Below are 18762 nucleotides of genomic sequence, written 5' to 3' on the forward strand. Positions count from 1 at the left end.
ATAGTGAAAATACATCATCAATTTCATAAGATATCAGCATAACAATAAAGGGATTGATAATGAAAATAAAATATCTAGCTGTGGCCATTGTGGCCAGCTTGACGCTGTCGGCTTGTATAGCCACCCAAACTCACCAAAATTCAACAGCACAAAGTGCCGCCGTTGCCAGCAATACCAACAAAGTATTCAGTCAGAATTATGTTTTTAAAGAATTAGACAATGGCTTACGCGTGCTGATTGTAAAAACCGATTATCCTGATCTGGTTTCTGTGCAAATTCCAGTTTCAGTTGGCTCTCGTGATGAAGACGAAGTGGGTAGAACCGGCTTTGCACATTTTTTCGAGCATATGATGTTCAAAGGCTCAGAAAAATTCCCACAAGCGGTTTATGCTGATTTATTTAAAAATGCCGGTGTTGATAATGGTGCCTACACCACCAACGATTACACCAATTATCATTTAGATTTCTCTAAAAATCACTTAGATAAAGTATTAGAAATTCAAGCAGATCATTTTAAAAATCTAACTTACACCGAAGCACAATTTAAAACTGAAGCATTAACGGTTAAAGGTGAATACTTAAAAAATAATGCCAGTCCTGTGCGTAAATTACTTGCTGCTGTGCGTAAAGAGGCCTTTGACAGCCATACTTATAAACATACTACCATGGGTTTTTTTGAAGACGTAGAAGCTATGCCTGAGCAAGTTGCTTATGGCAAAAAGTTCTTTAAACAGTTTTATAAACCTGAATATGTTTCGTTAGTAATTGTTGGCGATGTTGAGCCCACAGCGACTATGGCAATGGTAGAAAAACATTGGGGTAATTGGCAAAGAGGTGATTTTGTTAATAACATTACACCAGAGCCAAAACAACAAACGGCTAAATATGTCCATGAAAAATTTGACGGTTTACCGGGCCATTGGTTATTAGTGTCATATAAAGGGGCTGATTGGCAACCCAAGAAAAAAGATCGCGCGGCATTAGATTTAATCTCTGAATTATACTTTTCCAATAACTCAGCCTTGTATCAAGAACTCGTGGTTGACAAGCAGTTGGCCAGCCAAATGTTTAACTACAATCCAGCGACAAAAGATGCCGGTTTACGTCACGTCTTTATTAAGGTGAACGAAGAAAAAGATTTAGCGATTGTGCGTGATGCCATCAATCAAACTTACGCGCAAGCGCGCACTGAATTAGTCTCAACAGAAAAGCTTGATAATTTAAAATCGAACTTAAAATATAGCTTCGTCAATAGCTTAGACTCTTCAGAGTCAATTGCTTCAACCCTAGCAAGCTACATGCACTTTGATCGCGACCCTGAAACGATTAATCACCTTTATAACAGCTTCGATAATATCTCCGCTGACGATATTAAGCGTATCGCTAATAAATATTTTATTGATAATAACCGCACGACGGTTACGTTATCGGCATTAGATAAGGTGACGGGTTTTGAGCAAGAAGTTGATTTAAACGCGGCGGTGGCAAAACGTGAAGTAAAAAAAACGCCAGCGAGTAAAGCACAATTTGCGCTATTAGATAATACCAATGACTCACCATTGATTGATGTTAATTTTTTGTTTTATACCGGTGCCGCGGCTGATCCCGCAGGCAAAAAAGGCGTTGCGGCATTAATGGCAAGTATGTTGACCCAAGGTGGCTCACAAACGCGCAGCTATAAAGCCATACAACAAGGTTTATACCCATTAGCTGGACAGTTTTCGGCTCAGCTAGATAAAGAAATGATATCCTTTACTGGTCGTGTGCATAAAGACAATGCACAACCTTGGTATCAATTAATCAGTGATCAATTACTTAACCCAGGCTGGCGCGAAGATGACTTTAAACGTCTGAAAAAAGAGTTAATTGACGGTATTGAATCAGGACTAAAATCGTCTAATGATGAAGAGTTAGGTAAAGAAGTGCTTTATAGCGAACTTTATCAAGGTCACGCTTACGAGCATTATAATAGCGGCGACTTATCTGATTTAGCCGCGATTACCCTTGATGATGTGCAGGCTTTTTATCGCGCACAACTTACGCAGGCTAAATTGCATGTGGGTATAACGGGCGCATTGCCAAGTGATTTAAAAAGCCAATTATTGAGTGATTTTTCGACCTTACCTGTGGGTGATGAAAAACGCTTAAGCATTGCAAACGCGCCAGTGTTAAAAGGTCATCATGCGACCATAGTTGAAAAAAATGCACAATCAACCGCGGTTTCATTCGGTTTTCCAATCGATACTATTCGTAATGACCAAGATTGGGCCGCGCTATGGTTAGTGCGTTCATACTTTGGTGAACACAGAAGTTCAAATAGCTACTTGTATCAACAAATACGCCAAGCACGTGGTATGAACTACGGTGATTATTCATATATCGAATATTTCCCGCGTGGCATGTACCAAACTAAACCAGATGCAAACTTAGGCCGTTCTAGTCAAATTTTTCAAGTATGGCTGCGACCATTACGTTCAAATAATGATGCCCATTTTGCGACACGGGCCGCGTTATACGAATTAGATAAGCTCATTGAAAAAGGTATGAGCGAAAAAGACTTTCAAGCAACGCGTAATTATTTAACTAACTATGCGCCACAACTAGTAGCGAGCCAAGATCAGCAACTAGGTTATGCCCTTGATAGTGAGTTTTATAAAACCGAAGAATTTGTTAACTATGTACGTGGGCAATTTGCTAAATTATCTTTAGCCGATGTCAATCGTGTGATTAAAGAAAACTTACAAACTGATAATATTCACTATGTATTTGTTTCAGGTGACGGCGAAGACATGAAAAAACGCTTGTTGTCAGAGCAAGTTTCATCATTGAAATATAATGCTGAAAAACCCGCTGAGTTATTAGCTAGCGATAAAATTATCGAAAGCTATCAACTGAAGTTAACCAGTAAAAATGTTGAAGTGATCGCTGTTGATGCGGTATTTCAATAGGGCTATGTAAGGTATAAAGCTAACTTTATTCCTACATTTTATACGCCTACTTTGAACGTTAACATCATCCGTTATTTAAATAAAACATCACGCTAGCCGTGGTGTTTTTATATTTAGGCACCTCTCAAACCTCCTCTATTTAGCAGTATTAAGCAGCTCGGTCATCACTCCAGCATTACGCCAAAAACCCACACTTTTGTAAATATAGGCACCGCGATGGAAAGAGTTAAGCTTTAACATGTTATTTATGCTGGTAAAATTGATACAATCACTTAAGTTAAATTCCAAGTTAAAGCTTATCGCCACGCTTGTTCATCTGCCATTCATTTTTCCTTGGTATGATAAAACAAGTTATTTCAAATCGTATTATTCTCCTTAAGGTCGTATTTATGCAATTCAAAAAATCTATCATCAGTTTAGTGGTTCTTTCGTTAGCGTTTAGTGGTTGTGCAAGCACCAATAAAGAAAAAGGTGCCGCTATTGGCGCAATTACTGGCGCTATTCTCGGTAAGTCGACCAGTAACCATAAGAATAAACGTGCTGTTTGGGGCGCTGCCATTGGTGCACTTGCTGGCGTGGCTATTGGCGATTATATGGATAAACAAGAGCAAGAGTTTCGTGACGAATTATCAGGCTCAGGTATTGAAGTGGTGCGCGAAGGTGATAACTTACGTTTAATTATGCCGGCCAATATCACTTTTGCCATTGGCCAAGCTTATATTACTTCTGGCTTTTACAGCACGCTAGACGATATCGCACGGGTGTTAAATAAATATGAGAAAACCTTGTTGAGCATTGAAGGCCATACGGATAGCCAAGGTGGAGCAGAGTTTAATCAAAACTTATCTGAGCAACGTGCCGGCAGTGTTAAGCAATATCTAACCAATCAAGATATTGTTGCTAGTCGTTTAAAAACCATAGGTTATGGTGAGTCTCGATCTGTGGCTGATAACATGAAGGCTAATGGCCGCGCGCTTAATCGCCGGGTTGAAATTCAAATCATTCCAAAGCAAACATAGCCTAAACCATTAGAACAAACGTAAGACAAAATACCACGTAACCTCGTGGTATTTTTCATCTTAAAGGCATAGAAAACTCAATACCTTAGTGCCCTTCTGGGTTCATCAACACTAGCTTGCTGTTCATACACTAACTTGTTATCAAACAATAATTATACTCAATGACTTCATATGTTAGGTTGATGGGTATCACTAGCCTAGCCAGGTTTTTCACGATATTATGACGGGTAAATGAGTGTTTTATTTTTTGCATTATTTGCAGCTAACGCTCTTCATCACCAGTTATTGAAACTATAGTACAAGTTATGAAAACAAAATTAATCACCCGAGCGGGTTATGTTTTATTACAACAAGAGTTAAATAAACTGTGGCGTGAAGACCGTCCTGAAACCACTCGTAAAGTATCCTGGGCGGCAAGCTTAGGTGATCGCAGTGAAAATGCTGACTATCAGTACAACAAAAAACGCCTACGTGAAATAGACCGCCGTGTGCGCTATCTCCGCAAAATACTTGAAGAGCTAAAGATTGTTGATTACGGACCACAACAAGAAGGTAAAGTATTTTTTGGGGCTTGGGTGAGTTTAAACAATGACGATAATGAAACGCTCAGGTTTCGTATTGTCGGCTCAGAAGAGATCTATGGCCGCAACGATTTTTCTTCAATCGACTCACCTATTTCACGCGCTTGCTTAAAAAAATCCGTTGATGACGAAGTGGTCGTGAAGACGCCAAAAGGTGAAAAAATTTGGTACGTTAGTGATATTCAGTATGAGCAATAATAGGTACGAATAATAGCTGTATTCTCACTCTACAAGTACTAACGAGGTTTAGTTTTATTTAATGACAAAAAAGCCAGCATATAGCTGGCTTTGTTTTTCTCTTGTTTGGCTAATATTATTGCGCGATTTTCACACGAATTTTATTTTTTGCTATTTTGGTTTCATGTAGATTAGATAAGGCTAGTTTTGCTTCTTTTTCATCAGGCATTACAACAAAAGCAAAACCTTTTGATTTGGCCGTTTCTTGGTCTAAAACTAAGTTACATTCAGTGACAGTGCCATGAGCAGAAAATAAAATACGGAGTTCCTGTTCGGTTGTCGTACGAGAAAGGTTGCGAACTAAAAGTTTCATAATTGACCATAGGTATGTGATTGCGACCATAATTATCTCATAGTTTGGCAATAGACCAAGCTATTTTCTGCATTTGGCTAAAATAACTTAGCCACATAGCCGTGCTCGACGTGCACAATCTGTCTATTAAAATGCAGCAGGTACAGGCGCCATGGTGTGGCAAAGTTGTTGTCAGCACCTTAAGTATTTCAATAGTAGCGGCTATTGCTCTAGCCAATAGCTTAATACTCAGCTTATAAAATCAATTGCTGCAGTGACAAATCCTTACTTCTTTCGCTTAACTGCGCCAAAAGCAATTCAGCTGTTGCGATAGCGTCATTGAGTGCATTGTGGGCATAGTGCTCAGGCAGATCGTACTTTTCGCGTAAGGCTAACAGTCTTAATTCAGAAGGGTCGTAGGCCACATCTCTTTTATCGAGTATTCTTTTAGCGACCACTAAGGTGTCTATGATGGGAAATGGTGGCGCCATACCATAGAGTTCAAGGCAGGCTTGTCGCAAAAACTGTCGTTCAATACGGGCAAAGTGCACTAACATCACTTTGCCTGCAAGGCGCTTAAGTAATTGTTCTATGACCTCAGCTAAGGGCTGACCTTGGTCTTTTTGATCGTCAGTAATTTGATGAATAGTAACATTATTGGCCTTTAAACTACCTTTAGCGTTAATAATTTGGTGATAACTGCTGCCAAGCGTTATTTGATTATGGTTTAATTCTACGCAACCGACACTGAGTAACTGATCTTGCACGGCATCTAAACCTGTGGTTTCAAAATCTACCGCTAAAATTGGAATACAATTCAACGGCGTGTAAAGCGGTGGAAAGGGTACGCTGAGAAAATCACGCAATGGCCCTTCAGGCGCCTTTTTTAGCATACGTTTACGTTGTGCTTCGTAACCGAATAGCCAGCAAGTTAATGGATGATGGTTTAACATAATAAATGACTATCGCTAATAGGTTGACTGACGGCTGTCTTGCATGGTTTTGATCACTTTAAAGGCATCTTTTAAGTGTTCACGCTCGAGTTTAGATATCTCTTTAGGTGACAAGTAGTTATTAGGCTGTTGTCCTTTTTGTAATTTGTTGGCTTGGTGCATCATGCGCAGCATACTTAAAAATTCGTAGGCATCAATAAGGTTTGCTGCCGATGCTTTGGTTAATGAAGGTGTTCCTGCGGCTTGCTTTAACCGCTCTATGGTATTGACCGAAGAAATCCCCTCAGATAGTGCATAAATACGAGCCAGATCAACTATTGGGGCAATACCGTTGTGTTTTAAATCTAGTGTGGCTTTATTTTCGCCATCTTGAATTAAGACAAAATCACGGAAAAAACCTAATGGTGGCCTTAAATTTAAAGCATTACGCGATAAGTGTGCAATAAATAATGTGCTACTTTGGGTTTTTTTTAACATTTTCACTCGAACTTGCTCGAGTAAACTACTCTCGCCATAAACCGTGATTAAGTCAAAAAAAGTGCTGCAATGCATTAAGGCTTTTGGGTCTGGTGTGTTAATCCACTGGGCAAAATATTGTGACCATTTTTTTTGTGTTTGACACCACTGGGGATTTGTCGCCATGACATTACCAGGGCAGTAAATAAAACCACAAGCGGCTAAGCCATCAGAAACAAAAGTAGCAAGATCTTTAAACCAGTAGCCATGCTGTGGTTGCATGTCGTTTGAAATGATCAAGGCGTTGTCTTGATCTGAGTGAGCAAATTGCTCTTGTCTTCCTTGCGAGCCTGCGGCCAACCAGGCATAAGGCACAGGTGGTGGACCTAATAATTTTTCCGCCATTTCAATTAATCGAATGGTAAACGCCATGGTAATGGCACTAATACTTTTACCGACATGATCAGCAGTAGTGCCTAGTTTTGCCATCCGAATTTGCAGTTTGGGTATCATGCTACTGATTTCGATGAGTTCGTCGACCGACTTTGCTTTATGAATAATGCTGGTAATGTTAATGGCATTTTGCCCTTCGTTATTCATTAAATCAGTCACAGTGATCATGCCTTTGAGTTGGCTATCTGCAGTGACAGGTAAATGATGAATATGCTTTTGTGTCATCATCATTAACGCGTCATAGGCGGTACTTTTAATATCGATTGTCGCCATGTCATCGGTCATGATTATGCTAACAGGTTGATCAATACCTAAACCTTGCGCCACACAGCGCCGACGAATATCTTTGTCGGTGACTATGCCGAGTAACTGATCATTTTGTACAATAACCAAACATGAAAAACCTTGTTCTGTCATCAAAATAGCCGCTTGTTGAATACTAGTGTCAGGACTTACGGTAAAAACAGGGTCATGACAAAAATGAGCGATTGAGCGATTAAGTAATGAAGAATTTAAAATAGCGTCTTCATTAACTTGCAGCATTTTTTTATTGAGGCGTTGCTCAGATGTTTGCTGAAAAAATGCCAGCACATCGGGATATTCACTGACCAGCTGGTGAAAGTTATGGTAGTTGATGCTGTAAAGCAAGGTATCTTCATCAGAGGTAACTTTAGCTTTGTCATCATTATTTAGGCAAAAAGCGGTACAAATATCACCTTCACTATATTTCCCCAATAACTCATCATTTTCAGTGACATAACTTAATGCACCTTTGCGTAAGATGTAGAGGTTCGCTGCTACAATACCCTCTGGAGGTAGCGACTGCCCCCTACGCACATAACAAATACTGATCTCTTTAACGACTTGTTCAATGATATTACTAGGCAATAAATCCATCGGAGGAATCGCTTGTATAAATTCACTGATTTCGGTTAATGCTGAGTCCATGGCAATATCTCCAATAAGTATCCTGAGTGTATTTAGATGAATTCTAACCCTTAAGTCAACTATTTCACCTGTGTTCTAGACTAAAGTTTAATATGAGAGTCGAAAAAAGATTGTTAGTGTGTAGCCTAGAGTAGGTTAAGTATTCATTTATCCAAGTTTGCTTGTGCTAGCTGGTCGAATTAATAGTCAACCTTACTTTAAACAACGGGTATAAAGCGTATAAAAATCATAAAACGCTGTGCCTATTAAGCTAAACAGGTTTAATAGGAATAATTGCTAGGAGAGAATGATGGAAGGTAATGCAACATATTGGTCAGAGAATCTGCGCCTAATATTTATAAGTCTTGTTATTTGGTTCGTAGTTTCATTTGGTTTTGGTTTACTGCTTGTTGAACCATTAAATGAGATACGTCTAGGTGGGTATAAGCTAGGTTTCTGGTTTGCACAACAAGGTTCGATTTACACATTTGTCGGTTTAGTTTTTTGGTATACCAAAAAAATGAACGAACTTGATAAAAAATATAACGTGGAGGAATCATAATGGATGAGTTAAAACTTTATACTTACATTGCCGTGTTCGGTTCTTTCGCCGTTTACTTTGGTATTGCTTGGTGGGCGCGTGCGGCTTCAACCAGTGATTTCTATGTCGCTGGTGGTGGTATTACGCCAATGCAAAATGGTATGGCTATCGGTGCCGATTGGATGAGTGCTGCGTCATTCATTTCAATGGCTGGTATGATCTCATTCTTAGGTTATGGCGGTTCTGTATTCCTAATGGGTTGGACAGGTGGTTATGTATTACTCGCCATGTTGCTTGCACCTTATATGCGTAAACACGGTAAATTTACTGTACCTGAGTTTATTTTTGATCGTTATTATTCAAAAACTGCACGTATTGTTGCGGTTGCTTGTTTAATCATAGCTTCATTAACTTACATCATAGGTCAAATGAAAGGTGTGGGTGTTGCTTTCTCTCGCTTCTTAGAAGTTGATTATGATTTAGGCCTTTACATCGGTATGTTCGTTGTTTGGGTTTATGCGGTACTCGGTGGTATGAAAGGTATTACTTACACGCAAATTGCTCAGTATTGTGTATTGATTTTTGCTTACACCATTCCAGCAGTATTTATTTCTTTACAGTTAACAGGTAACCCAATTCCACAACTAGGCTTAGGTTCTACCTTGGCAGATGGTAGTGGTGTTTACTTACTTGATAAGCTGGACATGGTAGTCACTGATCTTGGTTTTAAAGAATACACTACTGATAACATGGGTAGCTCAGTAAATATGTTCGCCTATACCTTGTCACTGATGATAGGTACAGCAGGTTTACCTCACGTTATCATGCGCTTCTTCACTGTTCCTTCAGTAAAAGCAGCACGTCAATCAGCAGGTTATGCTTTAGTTTTTATCGCTTTGTTATACACAGTTGCTCCAGCAGTTGGCGCTATGGCTCGTTTGAACTTAATGAACACTATTGAGCCAGCAGCCGGTCAAAATATGGAATATGCTGAACGTCCTCAGTGGTTTAAAGACTGGGAAAAAACGGGTTTATTACAATTCGAAGATAAAAACGGCGATGGTAAAATACAATACAACGCTGATAAAACAACGAATGAAATGATTAAAGTTGACCGTGACATTATGGTATTGGCTAACCCTGCAATCGCAAACTTACCAAACTGGGTAATTGCATTAGTTGCCGCTGGTGGTTTGGCTGCCGCTTTATCTACTGCAGCAGGTTTACTATTAGCAATATCCTCATCTATTTCCCATGATTTAATGAAAGGTATATTAACGCCCGATTTAACTGAGAAAAATGAGTTACTAGCAGGTCGAATTGTGATGACCATATCGGTTCTGGTCGCTGGCTGGTTGGGTTTAAATCCGCCTGGCTTTGCCGCAGGAACGGTTGCACTAGCCTTTGGTTTAGCTGCATCATCAATATTCCCAGCACTAATGATGGGTATATTTTCTAAGAAAATGAGTGGCACTGCAGCAGTATGGGGTATGTGTTCAGGTATCGGTGTAACTATGCTTTATGTGTTCCAACACAAAGGCCTTATGTTTATTCCAGGTACATCTTTCTTAGGTGATATGGGTCCTAACTGGTTCTTTGGTATTTCACCTAATGCCTTTGGTTCAGTCGGCGCATTTGTTAACTTTGCTGTAGCCTTTACAGTATTAAGATTTACAGGTCCAGCGCCAGCTCATATCCAACAATTAGTTGAAAACTTCCGTACACCACATGGTGGTGTTTCAACAGCACATGATCACTAATAGCGTGTGATGGTATTTAATACCGATTAAATAAAGGCTCCACTTGTGGAGCCTTTAGTTTTTATTGTTAAGGATGGCTTTAAGCTAGATAACCAACTGATGTAAGATACACAGTTGTAAAATAACCTTTAAATTTGAATACTAAAGAAAATAAGGATAATCATGAATCGTCATACAAGAACAGCATTAATAGTGGCACCGTTTCTTATCTTGGGTGGCTACATAGCGTCAGATTTTTATATCGAAAATAAAGCAGATCAAGAACGAGTATTTAATATGGTGCCATTTGGTCTTTGTGATGTGATCAATGAAAAGTGTGTTTTGAAATCAGGGACATTTGAGGTTAATATTTATGATAAAGCGGGCACTACAACATTAAATTCGACTTTTCCACTCGATAGTGCAACATTTTTTTTAGTTGATAATAACAACCAAGTCAGCGCTTACCCTTTAGGTATGATGGATAATGCCTATTACTGGCAGAGCCCAACACCTTTACGCAATAATATTAGTAACAAGGGTGATAAGCAAAAATTACGCATTATTGCTAACATCAAAGGTGGCCAATATATTGCGGAGTTTTATACTCAAACATTAAATTAGCGTTGAACTTTAAGTTTAATGACATCTCTGAATAAATCCATATAATCAGATGATTAATATCAGTTATAGAGAAATGTTATGTTTCCAAATTGGCAATTAGCAGGCTTAAGTTTTGCTTATATAGGTTTGCTGTTTTTTATTGCCTATATTGGAGATAAATACCGTCATAAATTATTACGCAAAAGCCAGGCGATAATTTATGCATTAACCCTAGGCGTTTACTGTACGTCGTGGAGTTTTTTAGGCACTACTGGACAAGCGTCGAGTAATTTCATTTCACATTTACCGATATATTTAGGGCCTATACTACTCTTTATATTCGCTTGGCCTTTCATTCAACGCATTATTAGCGTTAGTTTAAAATTAAATCTGACTTCGATCGCTGATTTATTAGCTGCTCGCTTTGGTAAATCACATAACTTAGCCATTTTAGTGACCATAGTCGCCTTAGTGGGCACCATGCCTTATATTGCGCTGCAATTAAAAGCCATTGTTTATACTTTTCAACAGCTGCAAGCAGAGCAGAGTTTAGCTAATTGGCATTTTGGGTTAATCGTTAGTTTAGTCTTAGCTGGCTTTACCATAGTATTTGGTGTGCGTAATATCGATGTGACTGAACGTCATCCAGGTGTTATGCTCGCGATAGCCTTTGAATCTTTAGTTAAGTTGTTTGCCTTCGCTGCCGTTGGTATTTTTGTTACCTACGTGCTCTTTGATTCGCCCATGGAAATTTGGCGTCAATCGTCGACTATCCTGAATCTTGAACAGCAACTGAACTTTCCCAATATTATGTCAATGTTCGCTATGCTAGTGATCACAATGGCGGCATTTTTATCATTACCACGGCAATTTCAAGTCATGGTAGTTGAACTTAAAGATGAAAAAGATACTTGGCTTAGTCGTCGAATTTTTCCACTTTACTTATTAATATTTGCAATTTTTGCGGTACCCTTAGGGCTAGCAGGACAGTTATTATTGGGCGATAGTGTTCCCTCTGATGCTTACGTATTATTTCTACCTTGGTATCAGCAACAACCTTGGTTAACCCTGTTAACCTTTTTGGGCGCAATATCTGCTGCCAGCTCTATGGTCATAATTTCTTCTATTGCTTTGAGTACTATGCTCAGTAATGAAATTGTTTTTCCTTGGTTATATCGAGCAAATAAACACCATGAAACAGATTATGATAATTTCCGTTTACGATTATTAACTATACGTAAAATATTGATTTTATTTGTTATTTTATTAGGTTATGGCGTGTTTTTGATGACATCACCAGATACCTTAAGTTCTTTAGGTGAAATAGCCTTTGGTGCTTTTGCCCAATTAACGCCAGCATTAGTCGCCGCTTTTTATTGGCGTAGAGCCACGTTAACTGCGGTTTATGGCGGAATCGTGATTGGTTTTGGTGCTTGGTTAACGCTCAACTTTCTGCCACAGTTTGGCCTTTATCCAAACCCCTTTGAAGGCGGCTTTCTACCGGCTAATTCAATGGCAAGTCTGTTGTCTTTATCCGCTAACATCATTGCCATGTGGTTACTTTCTCATGTCAGTCGTCAAAGTGTGCAAGAGCGCATGCAAGTATCCTTGTTTATGGAATACAAAGCGCCAAAAGCTTTACAGTTACAAGGTAATAAACAAATCAATTATCAAGAAGTTGAGCTGTTACTTTCGCGTTTTGTTGGTGAAGAAAAATCCAGCGCTAGTTTTATACAATTTCAGTGTGCAACAGACAAAACACAAATGAGCAATGTAGCGTATAACCAAAAATTATTGCAGCACACTGAAAATACTTTGGCGAGTGTTATGGGTGCATCGTCTGCCCGTTTAGTATTATCGTCGGCGTTGGATGGTCGTGATATTGCTTTAGACGAAGTGGCGGTATTAGTGGAAGAAGCGTCGAGCCAACGACAACAATATAGCCAAGATTTATTACAAAGTGCGATCGAAAATGCCAGTGAAGGGATTTCCATTGTTGATAGTGAGCTAAACCTTGTTGCCTGGAACAAAAAGTATGTTGATTTATTTAACTACCCCAGCGAGCTGGTTTTTCAAGGTAGCCCCGTCAGTGATTTAATTCGCTTTAACATACTTAGAGGTTTATGCGGTGTGGGTAAAGTTGATGAGCAAGTTAGTAAACGCCTAATGCATTTACGCAATGGCAGTCCGCATAGCTCTGAACGAGAAGATAGTGACGGTAGAGTCATACGCATTGAAGGTAATCCGCTACCGGGTGGTGGCTTTGTTATGTTATTTTCTGATATTACCGTCTATCGCCAAGCCGAAAGAGGTTTAATGGAAGCCAATGTGGATTTGGAAACGCGGGTGCTTGAGCGAACACAAAAATTAGAGCAAACCAACGATGCTTTAGCTTTAGCCCGTGAAAAAGCGGAGCAATCGCATATTAAAAAAAGCTTATATTTAAAAGCTTGTAGCCATGACTTAATGCAGCCATTAGAAGCTGCGCGGCTATTTACCTCAGCTTTAGCTAGCCAAGGAAATTTAACAGCAACACAACAACGACAGGTAGACAATATTGACCACTCTTTAAAAGTAGCCAATGACCTAGTGGCAGATTTGTCAGAAATTTCTCGGATTGAAAGTGGTAATATAAAACTCAATATCAGCTCTTTTTCATTGAAATCTTTATTTGATGATATTGCCAAAGAGTTTTCTGCCAGTGCTGTGGAACATAAAGTGGAGTTTCGAGTACGCTGTAATTCAATGTGGTTACGTTCAGATCGAAGTTTATTACGCCGAATATTGCAAAATTTAATTGGTAACGCCTTTCGTTATGCCAGTCCAGGTAAGATATTGTTAGGGGCACGAGCGAAAGGAGATATGGTTAATATACAAGTGCTAGATAATGGTCCAGGTATTCCTGAAGAAAAACAAACCATGGTATTTGAGCAATTTACCCAGTTAAATAATCAGCAGAGTTCTTCAGCAGGAGGTCTAGGCTTAGGGCTAAACATTACCCAAAGCTTAGCTAAATTACTGGGTCACCCTTTAGCGCTGAGTTCACAAGTGAATATGGGTTGTAAATTTACCGTTGGCGTTGAACGAACTCGAGCACAACGAGAATCAGTAGCCAAAAAACCTGTAGTTAATTTAGGTTTAAGCCATGTTACGGTAATGTGTATCGATAATGACCCTGATGTATTGGGTGGTATGGTTGAGCTATTATCCGTATGGGGTTGCAACGTATTGGCCGCGGATTCATATCATCAAGCTCTGTCAATTTTTGATGAGCACAAAAACGATATCGAAATACTGTTAGTTGACTATCAACTCGATGGTGACTTTAACGGTATCGCGTTAATTACAGCGCTAAGAAAGTTGAGTCGACACTACGTGCCTGCGGTGTTAATTACCGCCACCACAGATAGTAACCTAGAGGAAAAAGCCCTAGTAGCAGATATTGGTTTTATGCGTAAATTGATAAAACCTGCCGCGCTTAGGGCGATGATGAGTTCGATGTTAACGAAAAAAATGCAAGAAAAATATTTGCAATAATGACTGGTGATAACCTTACTTATTTTCAATTTTAGTGATTCAAGTTCAGGTTACTACAGACTAACAGTCTTGTAATTGCACATCAGAAATATCAAGTTGAGCAATAACGATAACAGCTTGTGTGCGGTTACGAACATCAAGTTTACGAAATATTGCCGTGGCATGCGCTTTGATGGTCGCCTCTGATACATTTAAATCATAGGCAATTTGTTTATTAAGCATGCCTTGGGCGAACATCATTAAAATTCTATATTGTTGTTGAGTCAGGCTAGCAACACGCTCTGCTATATTGTTATTGTCTTGCATCGGTGACGACTCATTGTACGCATCGGGTGTCCAAACATTACCTAATAAGACTTGTTGAATGGCATTATAAATATCGTCAACGGGGGTAGACTTTGGAATAAAGCCTGAAGCGCCATAGCCCATAGATTTATGTATGGTTTCGTGGTCTTCATGAGCCGATACCACTACAACCGGTATTTGTGGAAAATGATTACGTACATGTATTAAGGTATTGAAGCCATGGGCACCCGGAATATGCAAATCTAGTAATAGCAGATCACTGTCGTTATTGTCGCGCAGTTGCTGTTCTAGCTCAGCTATAGTTTGTGCTTCCAACCAAAGTGTTTGGGTGAGTTTTAATTTTAATGTCCCTAATAATGCTTGTCTAAATAATGGATGATCGTCAGCTATTATAATTTTTTCTGGCTGAATCATATCGTTATTTCCTTTATAAAATTTATAGGATGCCAATCTTATTTTAAGCTGTTTACAATGGCTTGTTCATTAGACTTTAGTCTAGCAAACATTTTGTTAATCGGGTCGAATTTTATCCGAATTAATCAAATAGTGATAAAACTTTATATATGAGAGTAGCAAAGAAAAAACAAAAGCGAATTGTAGCGCACTAAAATAAGGCGCTACAGCATCACTTACGATTTTTCTGGAATATTGGCTAATACGGCTAACAATAACTGCCAATAGCGCTCAACGGTTGCTATTTGTACTTTTTCATCCGGTGAGTGAGGGAATTTGATCGTTGGGCCAAATGACACCATATCCCAATGCGGATAAGCTGTTTTGAATAAACCACATTCAAGACCGGCATGAATAACCATAATTTCAGGTACTTTATTAAACAGGGTTTGATAAGTGTCACGCACAGTTTGCATTAATGCTGAGCTGGTATCAGGTTTCCAACCAGGGTAAGCGCCAGAAAATTTAATACTCGCACCAGCGAGCTCAAACACAGATTGCACCATGGTTTGTGCGGCTAAGCGCCCGTCGTCATGTAAACTACGGATCAAAGTCATGGCGACAAATTTATTACCTTTGCTGCGCATAACACCTAAGTTTAAGGAGGTTTCAACAATGCCTTCAATGTCATCGCTCATCCGCAACACACCATTAGGGCAGGCGTTAAGTGCACGTAAGATAGTATGTTGGCTGGCTTGCGTCCAACATTCATCAAAAGTTTCAGGCGAAATCAATAACATCTCGATATGGGTTTCGATAGCACCTAGCGATTGGCGCACTGTTGCTAAATACTCAGCTAGCTTGGCTTTTAACGGCTCAATCTTCGTCCGGCTAATAACAAAGCTAGCATCGGCTTCGCGCGGAATAGCATTGCGTAAGCTGCCGCCATTTAATTCCGTTAAACGTAAACCTAAAGTGTTGCTAGCGTCGAGTAAAAAACGCACCAATACTTGGTTAGCGTTGGCTCGACCGGTATGAATATCGACACCAGAGTGCCCACCTTTAAGACCCGAAATTGACAAATTAAATGATTCAACATCAGCAGGCGCACTTTCATTACTAATAGCGAAAGTGGCTTCACCATCAATGCCGCCAGCGCAACCCATGTATACTTCACCTTCTTGCTCTGAATCAGTATTGATTAACAAGTCACCGTCCAACCAACCGGCTTTAAGACCAAAAGCACCCGTCATGCCCGCTTCTTCATCAATAGTGACTAAAACTTCTAGCGGGCCGTGTACAATATCGTCACTGGCCAGAACCGCTAACGCAGATGATAAGCCAATACCGTTATCCGCACCTAGTGTCGTACCTTCAGCGGTTACCCAGTCACCATCAGCTTCGGTAATTATGTATGGCTTGATAGGGTCGATACGAAAATCATGATCAGTGGCCGCATTTTTCTGTGGCACCATATCCATATGAGCTTGTAAAATAACGCCCTTTTTATTTTCCATACCTGCCGTGGCGGGTTTTTTAATAATGAGGTTGCCAATAGCGTCTTCTTTAACACTTAGCCCGAGTTCAGTTGCCCAGTTTTGGATCCACAGCGATATTTTTTGCTCGTGTTTTGACGGGTGTGGAATGCTACAAATTTTATCAAAAATTTGCCATAACTTGCTTGGTTCTAGTTGTGCTAACGTACTCAATAGCTTTCCTTAAATTTTTACTTACTGATGACAATTAATCTCTTGTCGCCATGATTTTTTTCGCAGCAATGGCCTATTTATCAGCCATTAAAAATTGCCATTGCTCATTAAAATCGTTACTGGGTTTCTTGGTAAAGTCAGAACGAACATATTGGTTAATTTTACCTTCAGCATAAGCCATTAAAATGTTGGCTAAAGCCTGCTCTGAAATGGTGAAACCTTTACCTTCTCGTAGCTTTCGCTCTCGCAAAACTTGCTTAAATTGTGATTCAAGTTTTTCAAAAAATTGATTCACACGAGCCCGTAAACGCTCGTTTTCCCCCATTAATGCATCACCGGCAAGAATGCGGCACATACCGGGATTACGCTCAGCAAAAATAAGTAATACATGCAAAATATGATGGCAACGAATCAAGGCTTCTTTATGGTCGGTTAATATCAGGTTTACCCGAGAGAAAATAGATTCTTCAATAAACTCTATTAAGCCTTCAAACATCCGTGCTTTCGATGGAAAATGGCGATAAAGCGCCGCTTCAGAAACACCGACTTCGGCGGCAAGTTTTGCCGTTGTAATCCGCTGCCCTGCGCTGGTTTGTAGCATATGAGCAAGGCATTCTAAAATTTGTTGTTTACGATTAGGTTTTTGAGTTGCCGACATAAAACTGGTTCTCTATTGTTATTATATTTTCAACAGTCAGACCAAACGGATGGATAAATTATGCCGATGGTTTTACTACTAAAAGATTAGCGTGATTGTATAGCGTTATTTAGCTAATGTTCAAGCCTGAAATTAGCCGCCCGACATTAATTCTTTAATCGAGAACTTTGCCATGTTTGGTGAATATGTTGTACTAATTGTTTGGCAAGCTCATTTTTGCTCATTAAAGGTAAAACTTTTTTATCGCTAGCGGTAAATACCGTTAACGCATTGTTGTCACTGTTAAAACCTTGGCCTGTAGCAGCAACGTTATTGGCGGCAATCATATCAAGATTTTTACGGGCCAATTTATCACGAGCATAATGCTCTACATTTTGCGTTTCAGCGGCGAAGCCAACCGTAAAAGGCTTATGCGCTAGTGCAGCAACATCAGCAACAATATCAGGGTTCTTGATCAAGTTAAGTTGCATGGTATCGTGCGATTTTTTAATTTTTTCACTGGCAATGTGATCAATACGGTAGTCAGCCACAGCAGCACAAGCAACAAAAACATCAGTATCAGGCGCGAGTGCGATAGCCTGTTGATGCATCTCTGTGGCACTAGTTACCGCTATTTTTTGGCAACCTTGTGGGGTTGCTAAGCTAACAGGCCCTGAGATGATGGTGACCTCTGCACCAAGGCTTTGCGCTGCATTGGCAATAGCAAAACCCATTTTTCCTGAGCTGTGGTTGGAAATATAACGCACAGGGTCAATAGCTTCGCGTGTCGGCCCAGCGGTAATTAACCATTTCTGCCCAGTTAAAGGTTTTGGCTCATTTAAGTCAGTATCAGGGTTATTCATTTTTACGATTGCTTGGCAAGTTAATTCAACTAACTCAGGTACGTCTAACATGCGGCCTAAGCCGACATCACCGCAGGCTTGTTCGCCAGCACCTGGACCAAATAAGCTGTAGTGCCATGACATTAAGGTGTTAATATTTTTTTGTGTTGCTGGGTTATGCCACATTTGTTGGTTCATTGCCGGTGCAATAGCCACTGGCGCTGCCGTCGCTAAACAAAGCGTGGTTAGCAAATCATTTGCCAACCCGGCGGCAATTTTAGCGATAAGGTCGGCTGTAGCGGGTGCAATTAAAATAAAATCAGCCCATTTTGCCAGTTCGATATGGCCCATAGCCAACTCAGCTTGCGTATCTAATAAACTACTTGAAACCGCATTGCCGGAAACCGCTTGTAAGGTTAATGGCGTAATAAAGGCTTGAGCGCCGTCTGTCATCACCACACGAACATCGCCGCCTTTATCTTTTAATCGGCGCACTAGCTCTGGCGTTTTGTAGGCGGCAATGCCGCCACTGATACCCAATAGGATTTTTTTACCCTGAAGAATCTGCATAAACTGCTAATCTTAATAA

14 protein-coding genes are annotated in these 18762 nt (G+C 39.9%); 7 read left to right on the top strand and 7 right to left on the bottom strand.

The window, feature by feature from the left end; translation table 11 throughout:
- Positions 1-59 precede the first annotated feature (59 nt).
- From H4J54_RS18410 to greB, 3 genes are all read left to right on the top strand, one after another.
- The gene (locus H4J54_RS18410; protein WP_182192393.1) at positions 60-2948 is read left to right on the top strand and encodes a pitrilysin family protein; all 2889 of its coding nucleotides are present in this window, start codon (positions 60-62) and stop codon (positions 2946-2948) included.
- 389 nt (positions 2949-3337) lie between these two features.
- Entirely contained in the window at positions 3338-3967 is a 630-nt protein-coding gene (locus H4J54_RS18415) for an OmpA family protein (protein ID WP_182137125.1), read from the top strand.
- A gap of 305 nt (positions 3968-4272) precedes the next feature.
- Complete coding sequence (gene greB / locus H4J54_RS18420; protein WP_182192394.1) at positions 4273-4746, top strand: transcription elongation factor GreB; 474 nt, start codon at positions 4273-4275, stop codon at positions 4744-4746.
- 115 nt (positions 4747-4861) lie between these two features.
- On the opposite strand, the gene H4J54_RS18425 is transcribed toward greB, so the two are convergent.
- The 3 genes from H4J54_RS18425 to H4J54_RS18435 form a co-directional block, all read right to left on the bottom strand.
- Positions 4862-5098 (bottom strand): RNA-binding protein, encoded by a 237-nt coding sequence (locus H4J54_RS18425; RefSeq protein WP_146877867.1) that lies wholly within the window; start codon positions 5096-5098, stop codon positions 4862-4864.
- 233 nt (positions 5099-5331) lie between these two features.
- Positions 5332-6030, bottom strand: a complete 699-nt coding sequence (locus H4J54_RS18430) for an exonuclease domain-containing protein (protein ID WP_182192395.1) — start codon at positions 6028-6030, stop codon at positions 5332-5334.
- A 15-nt stretch (positions 6031-6045) separates the two neighbouring features.
- A complete protein-coding gene (locus H4J54_RS18435) occupies positions 6046-7887 on the bottom strand; it encodes a putative nucleotidyltransferase substrate binding domain-containing protein (protein WP_182192396.1) in 1842 nt (613 codons plus the stop codon).
- Between the two features lie 289 nt (positions 7888-8176).
- Here H4J54_RS18435 and H4J54_RS18440 point away from each other — a divergent pair, with 289 nt between their 5' ends.
- The 4 genes from H4J54_RS18440 to H4J54_RS18455 all read left to right on the top strand — a co-directional run bounded on the left by H4J54_RS18440 (position 8177) and on the right by H4J54_RS18455 (position 14286).
- Positions 8177-8428, top strand: coding sequence for a DUF4212 domain-containing protein (locus H4J54_RS18440; RefSeq protein WP_182192523.1), 252 nt, complete (start codon positions 8177-8179; stop codon positions 8426-8428).
- Positions 8428-10167, top strand: a complete 1740-nt coding sequence (locus H4J54_RS18445) for a sodium:solute symporter family protein (RefSeq protein WP_182192397.1) — start codon at positions 8428-8430, stop codon at positions 10165-10167. The genes H4J54_RS18440 and H4J54_RS18445 overlap by 1 nt, the downstream gene beginning before the upstream one ends.
- Positions 10168-10329: 162 nt before the next feature.
- Positions 10330-10770 (top strand): hypothetical protein, encoded by a 441-nt coding sequence (locus tag H4J54_RS18450; protein ID WP_182192398.1) that lies wholly within the window; start codon positions 10330-10332, stop codon positions 10768-10770.
- Positions 10771-10848: 78 nt separating this feature from the next.
- Entirely contained in the window at positions 10849-14286 is a 3438-nt protein-coding gene (locus H4J54_RS18455) for a PAS domain-containing hybrid sensor histidine kinase/response regulator (RefSeq protein WP_182192399.1), read from the top strand.
- Positions 14287-14346: 60 nt separating this feature from the next.
- Here the strand turns inward: H4J54_RS18455 and H4J54_RS18460 are convergent, their stop codons facing one another.
- The 4 genes from H4J54_RS18460 to coaBC form a co-directional block, all read right to left on the bottom strand.
- Positions 14347-15006: a response regulator transcription factor gene (locus H4J54_RS18460; RefSeq protein ID WP_182192400.1), complete on the bottom strand. Its 660-nt coding sequence runs from the start codon at positions 15004-15006 to the stop codon at positions 14347-14349.
- A gap of 215 nt (positions 15007-15221) precedes the next feature.
- Positions 15222-16694 carry an aminoacyl-histidine dipeptidase gene (locus H4J54_RS18465; RefSeq protein WP_182192401.1) on the bottom strand — a complete coding sequence of 491 codons (1473 nt, stop codon included), beginning with the start codon at positions 16692-16694 and terminating at the stop codon, positions 15222-15224.
- A 73-nt stretch (positions 16695-16767) separates the two neighbouring features.
- Positions 16768-17352 (bottom strand): nucleoid occlusion factor SlmA, encoded by a 585-nt coding sequence (gene slmA, locus H4J54_RS18470; protein WP_146877859.1) that lies wholly within the window; start codon positions 17350-17352, stop codon positions 16768-16770.
- Between the two features lie 146 nt (positions 17353-17498).
- Entirely contained in the window at positions 17499-18743 is a 1245-nt protein-coding gene (gene coaBC / locus H4J54_RS18475; protein WP_182192402.1) for a bifunctional phosphopantothenoylcysteine decarboxylase/phosphopantothenate--cysteine ligase CoaBC, read from the bottom strand.
- Positions 18744-18762: the final 19 nt, after the last annotated feature.

Origin of the sequence: Colwellia sp. MB3u-8, assembly GCF_014076985.1 — a bacterium.
Lineage (GTDB): Bacteria > Pseudomonadota > Gammaproteobacteria > Enterobacterales > Alteromonadaceae > Cognaticolwellia.

What these genes read in the sequence shown, in the direction of transcription:
- H4J54_RS18450 (WP_182192398.1), top strand. Translation starts at nt 10,330, where the DNA reads ATGAATCGTCATACAAGAACAGCATTAATAGTGGCACCGTTTCTTATC.
- greB (WP_182192394.1), top strand. Translation starts at nt 4,273, where the DNA reads ATGAAAACAAAATTAATCACCCGAGCGGGTTATGTTTTATTACAACAA.
- H4J54_RS18455 (WP_182192399.1), top strand. Translation starts at nt 10,849, where the DNA reads ATGTTTCCAAATTGGCAATTAGCAGGCTTAAGTTTTGCTTATATAGGT.
- H4J54_RS18435 (WP_182192396.1), bottom strand. Translation starts at nt 7,887, where the DNA reads ATGGACTCAGCATTAACCGAAATCAGTGAATTTATACAAGCGATTCCT.
- H4J54_RS18445 (WP_182192397.1), top strand. Translation starts at nt 8,428, where the DNA reads ATGGATGAGTTAAAACTTTATACTTACATTGCCGTGTTCGGTTCTTTC.
- slmA (WP_146877859.1), bottom strand. Translation starts at nt 17,352, where the DNA reads ATGTCGGCAACTCAAAAACCTAATCGTAAACAACAAATTTTAGAATGC.
- H4J54_RS18440 (WP_182192523.1), top strand. Translation starts at nt 8,177, where the DNA reads ATGGAAGGTAATGCAACATATTGGTCAGAGAATCTGCGCCTAATATTT.
- H4J54_RS18460 (WP_182192400.1), bottom strand. Translation starts at nt 15,006, where the DNA reads ATGATTCAGCCAGAAAAAATTATAATAGCTGACGATCATCCATTATTT.
- coaBC (WP_182192402.1), bottom strand. Translation starts at nt 18,743, where the DNA reads ATGCAGATTCTTCAGGGTAAAAAAATCCTATTGGGTATCAGTGGCGGC.
- H4J54_RS18425 (WP_146877867.1), bottom strand. Translation starts at nt 5,098, where the DNA reads ATGAAACTTTTAGTTCGCAACCTTTCTCGTACGACAACCGAACAGGAA.
- H4J54_RS18430 (WP_182192395.1), bottom strand. Translation starts at nt 6,030, where the DNA reads ATGTTAAACCATCATCCATTAACTTGCTGGCTATTCGGTTACGAAGCA.
- H4J54_RS18410 (WP_182192393.1), top strand. Translation starts at nt 60, where the DNA reads ATGAAAATAAAATATCTAGCTGTGGCCATTGTGGCCAGCTTGACGCTG.
- H4J54_RS18415 (WP_182137125.1), top strand. Translation starts at nt 3,338, where the DNA reads ATGCAATTCAAAAAATCTATCATCAGTTTAGTGGTTCTTTCGTTAGCG.